This window comes from Chryseobacterium gilvum, assembly GCF_025628965.1.
In the GTDB taxonomy this organism is placed as follows: Bacteria; Bacteroidota; Bacteroidia; order Flavobacteriales; family Weeksellaceae; genus Chryseobacterium; species Chryseobacterium gilvum.
Genome location: NZ_JAOTEN010000001.1, coordinates 1,025,029 through 1,041,539, shown reverse-complemented (window position 1 = coordinate 1,041,539; position 16,511 = coordinate 1,025,029). Strand labels below are relative to the sequence as shown.

At 36.3% G+C, this 16,511-nt stretch carries 17 protein-coding genes and 1 other RNA gene; 16 read left to right on the top strand and 2 right to left on the bottom strand.

All coding sequences use genetic code 11. The features are described from left to right. The first annotated feature begins 141 nt into the window (after positions 1–141). The 4 genes from N0B16_RS04860 to N0B16_RS04845 all read left to right on the top strand — a co-directional run bounded on the left by N0B16_RS04860 (position 142) and on the right by N0B16_RS04845 (position 1,917). Entirely contained in the window at positions 142–546 is a 405-nt protein-coding gene (locus N0B16_RS04860) for a hypothetical protein (protein ID WP_262989602.1), read from the top strand. A gap of 121 nt (positions 547–667) precedes the next feature. Beyond that, positions 668–802 (top strand): bacteriocin-like protein, encoded by a 135-nt coding sequence (locus N0B16_RS04855; RefSeq protein ID WP_262989601.1) that lies wholly within the window; start codon positions 668–670, stop codon positions 800–802. A 101-nt stretch (positions 803–903) separates the two neighbouring features. Further along, on the top strand, positions 904–1,416 hold the full coding sequence (locus tag N0B16_RS04850) for a DUF421 domain-containing protein (RefSeq protein WP_262989600.1): 513 nt from the start codon (positions 904–906) through the stop codon (positions 1,414–1,416). 3 nt (positions 1,417–1,419) lie between these two features. Further along, positions 1,420–1,917, top strand: a complete 498-nt coding sequence (locus tag N0B16_RS04845; RefSeq protein ID WP_262989599.1) for a GNAT family N-acetyltransferase — start codon at positions 1,420–1,422, stop codon at positions 1,915–1,917. Between the two features lie 219 nt (positions 1,918–2,136). Here N0B16_RS04845 and N0B16_RS04840 read toward each other — a convergent pair whose 3' ends face one another. Beyond that, positions 2,137–2,451 (bottom strand): DUF4286 family protein, encoded by a 315-nt coding sequence (locus tag N0B16_RS04840; RefSeq protein WP_262989598.1) that lies wholly within the window; start codon positions 2,449–2,451, stop codon positions 2,137–2,139. Between the two features lie 148 nt (positions 2,452–2,599). On the opposite strand from N0B16_RS04840, the gene gyrA reads away from it, so the two are divergent. The 5 genes from gyrA to N0B16_RS04815 all read left to right on the top strand — a co-directional run bounded on the left by gyrA (position 2,600) and on the right by N0B16_RS04815 (position 9,261). Continuing rightward, a complete protein-coding gene (gene gyrA, locus N0B16_RS04835) occupies positions 2,600–5,194 on the top strand; it encodes a DNA gyrase subunit A (RefSeq protein ID WP_262989597.1) in 2,595 nt (864 codons plus the stop codon). Positions 5,195–5,219: 25 nt separating this feature from the next. After that, positions 5,220–6,266 carry a tetratricopeptide repeat protein gene (locus tag N0B16_RS04830; RefSeq protein WP_262989596.1) on the top strand — a complete coding sequence of 349 codons (1,047 nt, stop codon included), beginning with the start codon at positions 5,220–5,222 and terminating at the stop codon, positions 6,264–6,266. A 192-nt stretch (positions 6,267–6,458) separates the two neighbouring features. Continuing rightward, entirely contained in the window at positions 6,459–7,295 is an 837-nt protein-coding gene (locus N0B16_RS04825; RefSeq protein WP_262989595.1) for a 1,4-dihydroxy-2-naphthoyl-CoA synthase, read from the top strand. A gap of 40 nt (positions 7,296–7,335) precedes the next feature. Beyond that, positions 7,336–8,265 (top strand): 1,4-dihydroxy-2-naphthoate octaprenyltransferase, encoded by a 930-nt coding sequence (gene menA, locus N0B16_RS04820; RefSeq protein ID WP_262989594.1) that lies wholly within the window; start codon positions 7,336–7,338, stop codon positions 8,263–8,265. A gap of 309 nt (positions 8,266–8,574) precedes the next feature. Further along, positions 8,575–9,261 carry a metal-dependent hydrolase gene (locus tag N0B16_RS04815; RefSeq protein WP_262989593.1) on the top strand — a complete coding sequence of 229 codons (687 nt, stop codon included), beginning with the start codon at positions 8,575–8,577 and terminating at the stop codon, positions 9,259–9,261. 63 nt (positions 9,262–9,324) lie between these two features. Here the strand turns inward: N0B16_RS04815 and ffs are convergent. Next, positions 9,325–9,422: signal recognition particle sRNA small type (ffs, locus tag N0B16_RS04810), an RNA gene on the bottom strand. Between the two features lie 132 nt (positions 9,423–9,554). Here ffs and N0B16_RS04805 point away from each other — a divergent pair. From N0B16_RS04805 to kdsB, 7 genes are all read left to right on the top strand, one after another. Continuing rightward, positions 9,555–10,133, top strand: a complete 579-nt coding sequence (locus tag N0B16_RS04805; RefSeq protein ID WP_262989592.1) for a DUF4199 domain-containing protein — start codon at positions 9,555–9,557, stop codon at positions 10,131–10,133. 18 nt (positions 10,134–10,151) lie between these two features. Then, positions 10,152–11,102: a glycosyltransferase family 2 protein gene (locus tag N0B16_RS04800; protein WP_262989591.1), complete on the top strand. Its 951-nt coding sequence runs from the start codon at positions 10,152–10,154 to the stop codon at positions 11,100–11,102. A 1-nt stretch (position 11,103) separates the two neighbouring features. Then, positions 11,104–11,805, top strand: a complete 702-nt coding sequence (locus N0B16_RS04795) for a GIN domain-containing protein (protein ID WP_262989590.1) — start codon at positions 11,104–11,106, stop codon at positions 11,803–11,805. A 67-nt stretch (positions 11,806–11,872) separates the two neighbouring features. Continuing rightward, positions 11,873–13,588: a phospho-sugar mutase gene (locus N0B16_RS04790; RefSeq protein WP_262989589.1), complete on the top strand. Its 1,716-nt coding sequence runs from the start codon at positions 11,873–11,875 to the stop codon at positions 13,586–13,588. Positions 13,589–13,596: 8 nt separating this feature from the next. Next, positions 13,597–14,499 carry a hypothetical protein gene (locus N0B16_RS04785; protein WP_262989588.1) on the top strand — a complete coding sequence of 301 codons (903 nt, stop codon included), beginning with the start codon at positions 13,597–13,599 and terminating at the stop codon, positions 14,497–14,499. Between the two features lie 20 nt (positions 14,500–14,519). Beyond that, the gene (locus tag N0B16_RS04780) at positions 14,520–15,773 is read left to right on the top strand and encodes a pyridoxal phosphate-dependent aminotransferase (protein WP_262989587.1); all 1,254 of its coding nucleotides are present in this window, start codon (positions 14,520–14,522) and stop codon (positions 15,771–15,773) included. A 9-nt stretch (positions 15,774–15,782) separates the two neighbouring features. After that, a complete protein-coding gene (gene kdsB / locus N0B16_RS04775; protein WP_262989586.1) occupies positions 15,783–16,505 on the top strand; it encodes a 3-deoxy-manno-octulosonate cytidylyltransferase in 723 nt (240 codons plus the stop codon). Positions 16,506–16,511: the final 6 nt, after the last annotated feature.

Sequence of the window (16,511 nt, the reverse complement as noted above, 5' to 3'; positions counted from 1 at the left end):
GAATTTAAATATCTGTAAATCAATATTTTAAATTTAATGTTAACTCAATGTTAACTCAATGTGAAATTCGTATGAATTATTTTTTATATCTTTGAATTAGAATCAAGAAAAATTTAATAATTAATTTAAAATCAAAGACATATGAAAAATAAAATCCAAATATTTGTTGCTTCTGTTTTCGCATTGGGATTAACTGCATTAGCAGGAAATGTAAAAGCGCAGATCACTTCAAACAATACGATCCAGGAGGTTCAGCTGAATAAGAATGATGCATTTAACGAAATCAGAAATCTTTTAATGGATAATTTTGATTTTACCAATTCAGAATATAAACAAGGAATTGTAAATTCTGAAGTGAAATTTGACGTGGCAGAAAACGGAAAAATCGTGAATGTACGTTCAAAAGGAGACTGCAAAAATGTAAGTAAGGAAATTGAAAATGTTTTAAGCCACTTACAATACAAAATAAATCCTGCGAGATTGAATGAAAAAATGATTGCATCTACCTATGTGATGCCCGTAAGAGTTGATATCAACAACAGATAAGATATTTTAAATCTTTTTTTTCTAAAGTCATACAGATTATTGTATGGCTTTTTTTGTGGAAAATAATAATAAAAAATTTGAAAATTCGTTATATACAATACAAATCATTAAAACAAATCATATGAAAAATTTGAAGAAGCTCACAAAAACAGAACTAAAATCTGTGTATGGAGGGCAGCCAAAAAAGTATTGCGTATACTGTGAAAGATTAAACAAAACAGTCTGCAGCGAGGTTCCCATCTCGCAATGCCCTTAAAAATAAAGCCGCTTGATTAAGCGGTTTTTTTATACGTTTTTCTGTACAATTAAGCATCAGATCCGTTAAAAAATGTATACATTTGAGGTTAAATAATCCTTGTGAATCCTATTTTAGACGTTGTTATCCGTTCACTTTGCGTGTACCTTTTTATGGTAGCGGCAATTCGTCTGTTCGGCAAAAACCAGTTGTCTCAGCTCAATGCAGGAGATGTGGTTTTGCTTCTCTTGATTTCTAATGCTGTACAAAATGCAATGGTAGGTCCGGATACTTCTCTGCAGGGCGGGATTATTGCTGCATTGGTGCTTTTCGTTGCCAATTTTGTTGTAAAAAGATTAATGTTTTCCAGTCGGTCTTTCTCCAGTTTTATGGAGGCAGATCCGGTTATTTTAATAAAAGACGGGGTGGTAGATCATGTTGCTTTAAGAAAAGTAAAAATCACGCTCGATGAGCTGGATGAAGCGATCAGGGAACACGGTGTAGAAACGATAAATAATGTAAAATTATCTATTTTGGAAGTTGACGGAAACATCAGCGTAGTTTCGGAAGACCAAAAAGACAAGCAGACTCATTATTCCAGGATTAAAAGAAAAAACAAAAGAAAATACTTTTAAAAAATGAATTACGAAATAAGGGAAATGCTTCCTAGAGACGAAACCAGGGTCCTTGAAATTTTTCAGCAGGGAATTGACAGCGGTATTGCAACTTTCGATACAGAACTGCCCAATATAGAAGCATGGAATTCCAGCTATCTGAATGACTGCCGTTGGGTAATGGAAAATGAAAATGATGAGGTTGTAGGATGGTGCGCCCTGAAACCGGTAAGCAAAAGAGAATGCTTTAGCGGAGTTGCCGAAGTAAGTATTTATTTCGATCATCAATATCTTGGGAAAGGTTTAGGCTCCGTATTGATGAAGAAACTGATTTTAGATAGTGAAATGCACGGATTCTGGACTTTACAGTCAAATATTTTTCCGGAAAATGAAGCTTCTATTAAATTTCACCAGAAAAACGGGTTCAGAATGGTAGGAACGAGGCAAAAAGTAGGTCGGCTCAATGGAGAATGGAAGGATCTTGTCATGCTGGAGAGAAGAAGTAAAACAGTAGGTTTTTAAACGGTAAAGCCAATTTTTTGGCACTATGATTGTTTAGATTCTGCATATTACAATACATAAAATATGAAAACAATCGTTAAAATTACAGCAATATTATTGATTATTGCTACCGTAGCATCTTGTGTTGCACCTCCCAGACCGCCACGACCTCCACGTCCGCCGATGCATCGTTAAAATAATAAACTCCTTTAAAAATAGCTTTAGAGGAGTTTTTTAATATCAAAATCTTGTTTTTTTCGGATTAAGGAAAGTATTGAAGATCATGACTCCTTCCCCAAATTTTTTTTCTACCCGTTCACTGATGTTCACAAGTTCACTTTCTACAAATTCAAACCTCTTTTCATCATTATCGAAAATTAAAAGGAGATTATAGTTTTTACCATCCTCAATGTAATCACTGTGCACTTCAGAGAGCATGTATTGGTTAACATCTATAAGGTTTTCAGCCATCATGATAAGGTTCTCATCAACATAATTTTCCCATTCATCAATATTATTTTTCGTGCAATGGAAAGTAATACTTAATACACTCATATTTTATATGTTTTTAAGATTATTTGAGTAAATATTTCAACAAAAATCGGTAAAAATTTCGTAAATTAGCACGTTATTAAATATACAAAATCAATAGTTTTCAGTCGTTTTTTTAAAAGTCTGATTATCATTACAATAAAAGTTATATATGCAAAAAGAAGGAGAGAGATTGATTCCTATCAACATTGTTGACGAAATGAAATCATCTTATATTGATTATTCAATGTCTGTAATTGTTTCCAGAGCATTACCGGATGTAAGAGATGGTTTGAAACCTGTTCATAGAAGAGTACTTTATGGTATGTATGGATTAGGTGTTTTTTCAAATAGAAAGTATTTAAAATCTGCAAGAATTGTCGGGGATGTTTTAGGTAAATATCACCCACACGGAGATTCTTCTGTATATGATGCAATGGTAAGAATGGCCCAACCTTGGAGTTTACGGTATCCGCAGGTAGACGGGCAGGGTAACTTCGGTTCTATGGATGGCGATCCGCCTGCAGCAATGCGTTATACCGAAGCAAGACTAAAGAAAATTTCAGACGAAATTTTATCTGACCTTGATAAAGAAACGGTAGACTTTCAAAATAACTTTGACGACAGCTTAACGGAACCTACCGTGATGCCTACAAAAATTCCAAATCTTCTGGTAAACGGTACTTCCGGAATTGCAGTTGGGATGGCAACCAATATGGCTCCTCATAATTTGTCTGAAGCGGTAGATGCCATCACGGCGTATATTGACAACAGAGAAATTACCATTGATGAACTGATGCAGCATATCGTTGCTCCTGATTTTCCTACGGGAGGAATTATTTACGGATATGACGGAGTAAGAGACGCTTTCCATACAGGAAGAGGAAGAGTGGTTTTGAGAGCGAAAGTAAGTTTCGAAGAAGTTCACAATAGAAATGCAATCATCATCACAGAAATTCCTTTCCAGGTAAATAAGGCAGAAATGATTGCTAGAACTGCGGAGTTGGTTAAGGATGAAAAAATCCCTGGAATTTACGAAATCAGAGATGAATCTGACAGAAATGGCCTTCGAATCGTTTATGAATTAAAAAATGATGCTATTCCTAATGTAGTCCTGAATTTATTATATAAATATACATCACTTCAAACCTCTTTCAGTGTTAATAATATTGCGCTAGTTCACGGAAGACCGGAACAGCTGAACCTTAAAGATCTTATTCATCATTTTGTTGAGCACAGACACGTGGTGATCGTAAGAAGAACCGAATACGAGTTGAGAAAAGCCAGAGAAAGAGCACACATTCTTGAAGGGTTTATGAAAGTGATCGGTACTCAGGAATCTTTGGATAAGGCGATTGCAATTATCCGTCACAGCGCCAATCCGCAAGCGGCAAAAGAAGGTATTATCCAGGAGTTTGATCTTTCAGAAATTCAGGCTCAGGCAATTCTGGATCTTCGTTTGGCCCGTCTTACAGGAATGGAGCTCGACAAAATCCGTGATGAGTATGAGGCTATCATGAAAGAAATTAATAATTTAGAAGATATTTTAGCCAATGAGCCAAGAAAATTCCAGATTATTAAGGATGAATTGGCAGAAGTGAAAGAAAAATATGGTGACGAAAGAAGAACCGAGATCGATTACTCAGGAGGTGAGATGTCTATCGAAGATATTATCCCGAATGAAGCAGTGGTTCTTACTATTTCTCATGCAGGATATGTAAAGAGAACGTTGCTTTCAGAATATAAAATTCAGAGCAGAGGAGGTGTGGGAAATAAGGCAGCAACCACAAGAGATTCAGATTTCTTAGAATATATTGTTTCTGCAACCAATCACCAGTATATGCTGTTCTTTACCGAAAAAGGTAAATGTTATTGGTTACGGGTATTTGAGATTCCTGAAGGTTCAAAAACCGCAAAAGGAAGAGCGGTACAAAACCTGATCAATATCGAGCCGGATGATAAGATTAAAGCGTATATCAGAACCAACGATTTGAAAGATATAGACTATATCAACCAAATGAGCGTTGTTATGATTACTAAGAACGGTACGATCAAGAAAACTTCTCTGGAAGCGTATTCTAGACCTAGAATCAATGGTATTAATGCCATTGAGATCAGGGAGAATGATCAGCTTTTAAGCGCTTATCTTACCAATGGTGATTCGCAGATTATGATTGCCACGAAAAACGGTAAATGTATTCGTTTCCCGGAAGAAAAAGTAAGGGAAGTAGGGCGTGGATCTATCGGTGTGCGCGGAATTACAATGGACGAAAATGATGAAGTAATCGGGATGATCGTCGTAAATGATGTAGAACGCGAAACCGTTCTTGTTGTATCTGAAAAAGGATATGGAAAGAGAACCGCTGTAGAAGATTACAGAATTACCAACAGAGGCGGAAAAGGAGTGATTACTTTAAATATCACTGAAAAAACAGGAAACCTTATTGCGATTCAGAATGTAACCGATGAAGACGGATTGATGATCATCAACAAATCTGGTGTAGCCATCAGAATGAATATGGATGAAATGCGAGTAATGGGTAGAAATACACAGGGTGTGAAAATGATCAATCTCAAAAAGAATGACGAAATTGCAGCCATCGCAAAAGTGGAAATGGATAAAGATGTAGTAGAAGAAATTGATGAAGAAGTGGATGCAGAAGAATCAGTTAACCTGAATATCACCGGAGACGATACTTTAACAGAAAATAATACTGAAAATGAAAATCCTGCAGATGAAGCAGGAGATTCCGGATCGGAAGAATAATTAATATAAATTTAAAATTGTTACTATGAAAAAGCTAATTTTAGGTATATCTATCGTAGCGTCAGCATTTGTTTTCGGACAGAAGCAAGATGCAAATGCTCAGATACAGGCTTCTAATAAAGCAGCAATGGATGCTTACAACGCAAAAAACTATGCTGTTGCAGCGCCGAAGTTTTTAGAAGTGTATAATTTATTAAAAACAAGCGGTCAGGACGATAAGGTCTACATGTATTATGCAGGTTTAAATTATGCATTAGCCAATAATGTAGATGAAGCGATCAAGATCTACACAGAATTGATCAATTCAGGTTATACCGGTGTGCAGACCAACTATACGGCAAAAGATAATAAAACGGGCCAGGTTTCCGCATACGACAAAAATACCTGGGAACTTTTGAAAAGCAAATCTGCTAAAGATTATTCAGATTTTAAATCCGAGCAGACAAAAAGCATAGAACCCGAACTGTATGAAAATTTATCTGCATTACTTATTAATGCTAAGAAAAACGATGAAGCCTTAGCAATTATTGAAAAAGGATTAGCTAAATATCCAAACAATGCTAAATTAAAAGAATATCAAGGATCAGCTTTGTATGCTTCAGGAAATACTGACAAATTCATGGCTAATTTGAAAGAGCAGTTGACAAAAAATCCTAATGATGCTACCAATTGGTATAATTTAGGGGTTTTACAGTCAAAAAATCCTGCGACTGAAGCTGATGCTATTGCTTCATTCCAAAAATCAATCAGTCTCGTTGCTAATGATCCTAAGCTGTTAAATAATGCTTATCAAAATTTAGTATATACCACTATCGGTGATGATGCAAAAGCAGTTGAGAGCATTAATGCGATAAGAAAATCAAATCCTGATGAAGCTACCAAATTAATCGAAGCCAGAAGAGAGCGATTTAATAAAGCATTGCCTTTAGCTGAGAAATGGTACCAGTCTAATCCTGAAAATATTGACGCTGTTTCTATGCTGAGAGAAATCTATGGAATTACTAAAAATCAGCCAAAGATGAATGAAATGAAAGCGAAAGAAGCTGAACTTCAAGCCAAACAGCCAAAATAATTTTTAATTAAATAGTAAAAAAAAACCGGAACAAAATGTTTCGGTTTTTTTATGCAAAAACGTTTTTACATTAATCGAAATAAAAGCTCAGCTGTAAACCTTTAAAATTTCATCGTATTTTGCAGTACAAACCTTACAATTCAATCTTAAAATTCTCTGTAATTCCTTATCTTTGGGGAAAATTTTTACAGGATGATCGAGTGGAAAACCGTTAAAGAATACAAAGATATAACGTATAAAAAATGTAATGGTGTAGCAAGGATTGCATTCAACAGACCAGAAGTACGGAATGCTTTCAGGCCCAAAACAACTTCAGAACTATACGATGCATTTTATGACGCTTACGAAGATTCTTCAATAGGTGTCGTTTTACTTTCCGGAGAAGGGCCAAGTTCTAAAGATGGAGGTTGGGCTTTCTGCAGCGGCGGAGACCAGAAAGCAAGAGGCCATCAAGGCTACGTAGGAGACGACGGAAGACACCGTTTAAATATTTTAGAAGTTCAGCGTTTAATCCGTTTTATGCCGAAAGCAGTAATTGCGGTAGTTCCGGGATGGGCAGTTGGCGGAGGACATTCACTTCATGTTGTTTGTGATCTGACTTTAGCCAGTAAAGAACATGCGATCTTTAAGCAGACTGATGCAGACGTTACAAGCTTTGACGGAGGATATGGTTCTGCTTATTTGGCTAAAATGGTCGGACAGAAAAAAGCACGTGAAATTTTCTTTTTAGGAAGAAACTATTCTGCTCAGGAAGCTCTGGAGATGGGAATGGTGAATGCCGTAATTCCTCACGACGAGCTGGAAGATACTGCATACGAATGGGCTCAGGAAATCTTAGCAAAATCTCCTACCTCTATCAGAATGCTGAAATTTGCCATGAATTTAACTGATGACGGAATGGTGGGTCAACAGATTTTCGCAGGGGAAGCAACCCGTTTAGCCTATATGACCGAAGAAGCGAAAGAAGGCAGAAACGCGTTTCTTGAAAAAAGAAAGCCTGATTTCGGAAAAGATCAATGGATATCTTAAAAATATAATTGGTCGTTAACGATCATTATCAATTATAAATATGAAAGATTGGATAAAAGCCGCAAGGCTGAGAACTTTACCGCTTTCCCTGAGCGGAATCATTATGGGATCTTTTATTGCCAAATGGAGACTTTGGGGAGAAGGTGGAATATGGGACTGGAGAATTTTTGCTTTGGCTATTTTAGTGACGCTTTTATACCAGATTTTATCCAATTACGCCAATGATTACGGTGATGGGATAAAAGGTACCGATGCAATAAGAGCCACCGAAGCAGAAGCCAGAGCAGTGGCATCAGGAAAAATCTCTGCAAAGCAAATGAGAAATGCCGTGATTGTATTTGCAGCACTGTCTTTACTTGCTACTGTTATGCTTTTATACGTTGCTTTTGTGCCAAATTATATGAAAGAATTTTATATTTTCATAGGATTAGGCGCAGCAAGCATTTTAGCGGCAATTGGATATACCGTTGGTAAAAAACCTTACGGATATATGGGATTGGGAGATCTTTTTGTCTTTATTTTCTTTGGATTGGTTTCGGTTTGCGGAAGTTATTTTCTATTTACAAAATCGTTCAACTGGGATATATTACTCCCCGGAACTGCGGTGGGAATGATGAGCATGGCCGTTCTTAACCTCAATAATATGAGAGATATTGAAAGCGACAGATTATCCGGCAAGAAAAGCTTTGCCTTGCGGATAGGTTTCAGAAATGCAATGATTTATGAAATGGTTTTACTGCAGTTTCCATTAATTCTGATTCTTATATTTCTGGGAGTTAACGGTTTTATACAAACCCAGAAGTACTACGTTTTTATTGTCATGATTCTTCTGATTCCGTTTTCCAAAGTCAGAAGAAAAATCATGGAGGTAAAAGAACCGAGACAGCTCGACCCGTTTCTGAAACAGGTGGGAATTCTCACTCTCATGATGGCGGTAATGACGGCAATCGGGCTCAATTTTTTCAGTTAAGTTCAAATGAATACTCTGTATAAAATTTTTTCGTGGTTATCCGTTATTTCACTGATAATCTTTGTTTTGCTTTTAGTAACAGAATTATTCAACGGATTGTTGGTATCAGAACTTGATATATTGCCTATAATTTTAGGAATAGTATTGCTGATCAATTCCATAATTTCAGGATCCATTATAAGAAAAAAAATAAAACCTAACAAAACTATTTTAATTATCCAGATTTTAATAATCACTTTTTGTTTATACTTGGTATATTATTTTAATTTCGGAGCAGTAAAAATTGATTAAATAATAAATAAATTAAAAATGAAAATACAATACTTAGGACAAAACTGTTTTTTGTTTACCTATAAAGACAAAACCATTTTGTGTGACCCTTTTTACAATTACAAAAAAGCGGAATCAGGGTTTAATATATCGGCTCAGAAAATCGATTATATTCTATTGACCCACGCACACGGTGATCATATTGCAGACGTAGAAGAAGTTTTGCAACATTATCCTGAAGCAACAATCATCGGCCAGCCTGAAATCTGTACTTACTTCAAAAATGCAAAAAATAAAGATGATGTTAATTTGGGAGGATCGGCAAAAATTGATGATCTTAAAATTTCAATGGTTCCGGCTCATCATACGAGTTCCTTTCCTGACGGAAGTTATGGCGGAGTTCCTGTAGGATATATTTTCAGGCTTCCTGAAGGCAAAAATGTTTATTTAGCGGGAGATACAGGAGTAATGGCAGATATGCAGTTATTTCCGCAGTTATACGGAAATTTAGATTTATCCATCCTGCCGATTGGTGGACATTACACGATGTGCTCAAGAAAGGCGGCTTTTGCAGCTTCAGAATTATTGAAGACGCCAAAAGTAATCGGATGCCATTTTGATACTTTCCCAGCTATTGAGATTGATCATGAAACTGCAGTGAAGAATTTTGGTGATAAAAATGTAGAACTGATTCTTCCAAAACTGGGTGAAAGCTTCGATATATAACAAAAAAATTAAGAGATTAAGTAATTTCAAAATCATCTTAATCTCTTAATTTATAAATAAAAAAAATGGCAAGCTACCTACATCACACCGCTACGACCAATTACCTTTGCTGCGTTCCCACCCTGGAGGGTTCTTAGGAGCTGGTTGTGTAGGACTTGCCGCTGCAAATATAGGAATTAATTATAAATTTGAAAATAATATGACAGAAAAATCATCATGAAAACCCTTTATTGAAGCTAAACATCTGAAATTTAGCGCAATATTTTTCTTGATTTTTTCTAAGATTAAAAAATATGACTAAAAGTCCCGTTACGTTAGGAATCATACTATTTGGAGTTACCATGCTGATTTTCTTTATAGTATACTATTTTTTCTCAGGAATTACTTATTTTGAAACTTCTCTGAAGGTGAATGCTTTTGTTTTACCGGTTTTATATGCTTTAACCGCATTTTGGTCAGTAAAATCGTATTGGAATCATCATCGAATGAGTTTTAAAGATGCCTTTAAAAGAGCATTTGTACCCATGTTTACAGGTGGTTTTTTATCGGTAATCAGTATTTTTTCCTTTTTAAATTTTGTAGATACAGATGCAAAGAAACTTCTTAATTATCAATATGTTGAAAGACAAAGAGCTGAATTGGATTCTGAATATTCAAAGGCAAAAAAAATGCTGAAAGCGCAGGAAGATATTGATGATCTCGACAAAAAATACAAAGAAAGGGTACAGAGTTTTGCTCCCGAAAGAATAAAAGGAAAAGATATGTTGACAGCAAGTCATTTTTCAGGATATTTTGCCGCAATACTTATATTTTACTTAGTTTTGTCACTATTTTTCGGAGCGTTTTTCAGAACCAGAACCAGCCAACAATAATTTTTTTATACAGATTAAATGAATTTATCCATAGTTATTCCGTTACTTAATGAAGAAGAATCTTTAGAAGAGCTTTTCACCAGAATAGATCACGTCTGCAAAACCAACGGCTTATCGTACGAAGTTTGGTTTATCGATGATGGAAGTACAGACCTTTCGTGGAGTATTATTGAAAATTTAAAAGTACAGCACCCACAGATTCACGGAATAAAATTTTCCAGGAATTATGGAAAATCACAAGCGCTGCACGCTGCTTTTGAACGAGTAAACGGTGATGTAATTATCACGATGGATGCTGATTTACAGGATTTTCCGGAAGAAATTCCTGAACTCTACAAAATGGTGACAGAGGATCAGTACGACATTGTTTCCGGATGGAAAAAGAAACGTTTTGATAACGTAATGACCAAAAATATCCCTTCAAAACTCTTTAATGCAGCGGCAAGAAAAGTTTCAGGAGTTTATCTTCATGATTTTAATTGTGGTCTCAAAGCCTATAAAAAACAGGTTGTAAAGTCCATCGATGTGTATGGAGATATGCACCGTTATATTCCTGTTTTAGCGGCTAATGCGGGTTTCAGAAAAATTACTGAAAAGGAAGTTCCGCATCAGGCAAGACCGTACGGAACCTCAAAATTCGGTACCGAAAGATTTGTGAGAGGATTTTTAGATTTGGTAACCCTTTGGTTTGTAAGCCGTTTCGGAGGAAGACCGATGCATTTTTTCGGAGCGGTGGGAACTTTAATGTTCATCATCGGGTTTTTATCGGCACTTTGGCTCGGAGTTTCAAAATTAATTGATGTCGCAAGAGGGATTTACGGACATTTAATTACCAATAACCCCTGGTTTTTCATTGCTTTAACGATGATGTTGATGGGAACTTTGCTTTTCATCGCAGGGTTTTTAGGCGAAATGATCATCAGAACCAACAGAGAGCATAAAAATTATAATATTGACGAAGTGATTTAACATGAAAAAAATATTTTTTTTAGTGCCGTTTTTAGCGGTTATTTCCTGCGGTAAAATTTCTCCGAAAGGCAACATTGAAAAAAAAGATATTGATATTGAAGATTTTTCAAATGTAGATTTGGAAGGTAAGTTCCGGGTGTTTTACGCAAGAGGCCCTAAAAATTTTGTAGAACTGGAAACCTATCCCAATGTTGCTGATAATCTTGATATTGATGTAGATGATAAAACACTTTCCATCAAAGAAAACAGAGGTACAAAAGGAGTAGATTTTTATAATGTAACGATTTATTCCAAATACAACCTTGAAAAAGTGTCGCTCGCAGATTCTGTAGAGATGAATATTTCTAGCGAAATAAAAACCGATAATTTTAAACTGAACTTAAAAAACAACGCTACTTTCATGGGTTCCTTAAATACGAGAAGAGCCGAAATAGAAATGCTGAACAGGAGCCGCGCCAATTTTTTAGGTGAAACCAAAGATGCTGTTATCAAAATCTCAGATACGGCAAGTCTGATCGCACCGTACTGGAAGATTGTTAATCTAAACATAGATTCTAAGAACGGCAATTATGCAGAAGTCAATGTAAAAGATACTTTGAAAGGAACTGTTAAAAATACTGCGAAGTTTTTATATTATAACGATCCGATTCGCGTGTTTAAAATGGATAAGACGACCAAAGTTGAGAATAAAAGACTGGAATAAATTACGGTAAGGAAAAAATCCCTAATTTAGAATTAAATTATAAACGATAAAAGCTACAAAATATAATATGACAACATTAGAAAAAGCAAAACTTTGGCTCACCGCTACCTTTGATAAAGAAACCGTAGATGCTGTTCAATTATTAATTGAGGGCAATTCTCCCGACCTGGAAGATTCTTTTTACAGATCCCTGGAATTCGGAACCGGGGGAATGCGCGGAATTATGGGTGTCGGAACAAATCGTTTAAATAAATATACATTAGGTCAGGCAACACAAGGACTTGCAAATTATATGCTTCAGCAATTTGCAGGGGAAGAAATTAAAGTTGCAATTGCTTATGATGTAAGAAATAACTCCAGAGAATTTGGAAAATTGGTCGCCGATGTATTAACGGCAAACGGAATCAAAGTCCTTCTTTTTAAAAATCACAGACCAACTCCTGAATTGTCTTTCACGGTTCGCGATAAAAAATGCAACGGGGGAATCGTATTGACCGCATCTCACAATCCGCCAGAATACAACGGTTATAAGGTGTACTGGAATGATGGTGCGCAAATTGTGCCGCCACATGACGAAGCCATCATCAATGAAGTGTATTCCGTAAAATTTGAAGATATTAAATTTGAAGGAAATGATGATTTGATCGAATGGATCGGGGAGGAGCAGGATGATATTTACATTGATGCCTGTATAGAAAATTCATCATATCAGAACGTTGGGAAAGAAAATTTAAATATTGTTTTTACCTCAATTCACGGGACAACGTATGCCACAGTTCCCGGAGCTCTGGAAAAAGCAGGCTTTAAAAAAATAGACCTTGTAAAAGAGCAGATGATCCCAAGCGGAAATTTCCCGACGGTAGATTCTCCGAATCCGGAAGAGCCTGCAGCTCTGGAAATGGCAATAGACCTTGCCAAAATCACCAATGCAGACATTGTTATCGGAACAGATCCCGATGGAGACAGACTGGGAATTGCCGTAAGAAACCTGGAAGGTGAAATCCAGTTGCTGAACGGTAACCAGTGCAATACCATCCTTACCTACTATATTTTAGATCAGTGGAAAAAGAAAGGAAAAATCACCGGGAAAGAATTCATTGGTTCTACCATCGTTACTTCAGATATTTTCTTTGATATTGCTGAAAAATTCGGGGTTGACTGTAAAGTTGGGTTAACCGGTTTTAAATGGATCGGAAAAATGATCCGTGATTTTGAAGGACAGGAAAAGTTTGTTTGCGGAGGCGAAGAAAGTTTCGGATTTATGACGGGAGATTTTGTACGGGATAAAGATTCTTGCGGAAGTATCATTTTAGCATGCGAAATCGCAGCGTGGTGCAAAGCCAATGGAAAAACGATGTATGAATACCTGATCGAAATTTACCAGGAAACCGGAATGTATTATGAAGGTTTGGTAAATTTAGTAAGAAAAGGACGTGACGGAGCCGAAGAAATTCAGAATATGATGAAAAATTTCCGCGAAAATCCTCCGAAGCAACTCGCCGGTTCTTTTGTGGAAGAAGTAAAAGATTTTAAAGAGCAGACCAATTTTGTGGTGTCTGAAAATAAAAAGCACGTAATGGATGAAATTCCAAAGTCTAACGTACTGATTTACTATACTCAGGACGGTACAAAAGTGTGCGTAAGACCTTCAGGAACAGAGCCGAAAATCAAATTCTACATTTCTGTAAAACAATCATTACACTCAAAAGAAGATTTCGAATCTACTTTAACAGCTCTGGAAGAAAAAATAGAAGAAGTAAGAAAAGATTTAAATCTGGATTAAGTTCTAAAATGAGAATTTTAGCCATTCTAATTCTGTCTGTTTTTCTTTTTGCGTGTCATCAAAAAGAATCTGTAATTCTTGAGCGGAAATCAGCAAATGACACCATCGCAGAAACACCGTTAAAAGACGATTTGTATAAGCCTGCAGATACAGCCTGCTCTTCTGAAAACAAACCGGAAGATTATATCAGATCTCTTCAATGGTATCAAGCAAAAACAGAAAAAGAAATTGCTAAAAATACTCCTGAGCAGAATGACAAAATATACGAAGAGTATCTGGAAATCCGCAATAAATATATACATTGTCTGAGCAGTCAGCTTGGAGATGTTCTGGATAACTATGTCAATTATTATAATCCTGAAAATGAGCAGCTACAGCTTCCCGAAAGTGTAAGAAAGCTGAGTAATGAATTGAAGAAAGGAAGTCTTGAATTTAGAGAAGTAGGAGAAGGCTACACAGAAATCTGGTCTGAGCCGGATCATTATTACTCTATTTTCGGGAACAAAGTAACACCGGATTATAATCTGTATATTCTTCAGCTCTCGAAAGAAAGTGAAAAATTGTATTCTGCAGATGCGGGTTTGGCAATTTCATGGAAAGAATTGGGCGAAAGAACAGTGTTTTGGGAAAACTTTATTAAGAAATATCCCGATAGCTTTTTAATTTCCAGAGCGAAAGAACTATACCATAATTATTTGTACGATTATTTGTTTGGAATGGATAATACTCCTACTTACGAACATTCAGACGGAACAATTTATTCTGAAAACAGGGAAGAATTTAACAGGATTATTAAAAAATATCCAAATTCTGATGTTGCTAAAAAGTCTAAAGAATTGATGAATCTCTTTGACGCAAAAATTCCTGAAGAAGAAATTCGGAAAAGAATAAATATTGACAGAAAATATTAAATAAACTTAAAGAAAATAAAGTGAAAGTTTCAAAATTAGCGGCGAACCTCATCGGTTCTGAAATTGTGAAAATTGGCAATGAAGTCAATGATTTAAAGGCACAGGGAGCAGAAATTGCCAATCTCACCATTGGTGATCTGAATTCTGATCTGTATCCAATACCTGTGAAGCTGAAGGAAGAGATTCAGAAAGCGTATCAGATTAATCTTACCAATTATCCGCCCGCAAACGGACTTTTATCTTTAAGGAAATCGGTTTCTAATGACCTCAAAAAAAGATGTAATCTTGAATACGATGTCAATGATATTTTAATCACAGCAGGATCAAGGCCATTAATTTATGCAGTGTATAAAGTAATCGTTGATGCAGGAGATAAAGTTATTTATCCTACCCCTTCCTGGAACAACAATCACTACACCTATCTTACTTCTGCGGAGGCAGTTGAAGTAAAAACCACTCCGGAAAACAATTTTCTGCCTACAGCTGCTGATCTAAGGCCATTTGTAGAAGGAGCCGTTTTGCTTTCCCTGTGTTCTCCTTTAAATCCTACGGGAACGATGTTTACGGAAAACCAGTTGAGAGAAATCTGTGAATTGGTGCTTAAAGAAAACAAAAGAAGAGGAGCAGATGAAAAACCTTTATATTTAATGTATGACCAGATTTACTCTAATCTTACATTCGGTTCAAAACATGTAGACCCCGTTTCACTTTTCCCTGAAATGAAAGAATATACCATTTACATTGATGGAATCTCCAAATGTTTGGCGGCAACGGGAGTACGCGTCGGATGGGGGTTTGGCCCTTCTCATATTATGGATAAAATGAAAGCCCTTCTTACCCACGTCGGAGCTTGGGCGCCAAAACCGGAACAGGAGGCCACAGCAAAATTTTATGAAAATTATGATCAGGTAAACGATTTCGTAGAAGAATTTAAAGGAAGGCTTGAAGCCAGCCTGAAAGTGCTTCACCACGGGATTCAGGATTTAAAAAATAAAGGTTTGAAGGTAGAAAGTATCGAACCGATGGGCGCCATGTATTTAACGATCAAGTTGGATTACATTGGGAAAACAAAACCGGACGGCGGTTTAATAGAGAATTCGTCAGATTTGGTATTCTATTTAATCAGTGATGCGGGTGTTGCTTTAGTCCCTTTTTCAGCATTTGGAGAGGCCAAATCCGAACCTTGGTTCAGAGCTTCTGTAGGAGGTCTGGAAATCAGTGAAATTGAAGTAATGCTGCCAAAATTGGAGAACGCTTTAAATCATTTAAAATAAGATTCTTTTATGAAAATCATCGCCGTTATTCCTGCCCGTTATGAAGCCAGCCGTTTTCCCGGAAAACTGATGCAGCTCTTAGGAGAAAAAACTGTGATTACAACAACGTATCAGAATGTTGTAGAAACCGGTTTGTTCGATGAAGTTTTTGTAGCCACAGATTCTGAAATTATTTTTAATGAAATTGAAGCACATGGCGGAAAAGCAGTGATGACCGGTCAGCACGAAACAGGAAGTGACCGTATCGCAGAAGCTGTTCAGAATATCGATTGTGATATCGTTATTAATGTTCAGGGTGATGAGCCGTTTTTAAAACTTGAACCGCTGAAACAGCTTATTGAAGTTTTTACACAAGACCACAATCAGGAAATTTCTCTGGCCTCTTTAAAAATAAAACTCACAGAAAAAGAGGAAATCAAAAACCCGAATAATGTAAAAGTAATTACCGATAATAATGGTTTCGCCCTGTATTTCAGCCGTTCTGTTATTCCTTTTCACCGTGAGATTTCATATGGTGTGAATTATTTTAAGCACATCGGCGTATATGCCTTCAGAAAACACGCTTTGCTTCAGTTTTCAACGCTCGAGATGAAGCCGCTGGAAATATCAGAAAAAATAGAATGCATCCGTTATCTGGAATACGGGATGAAGATAAAACTGATAGAAACCAACTTTATTGGTGTAGGAATCGATACTCCGGAAGATTTAGAAAAAGCAAGGAAATTAATTTGAAAATTA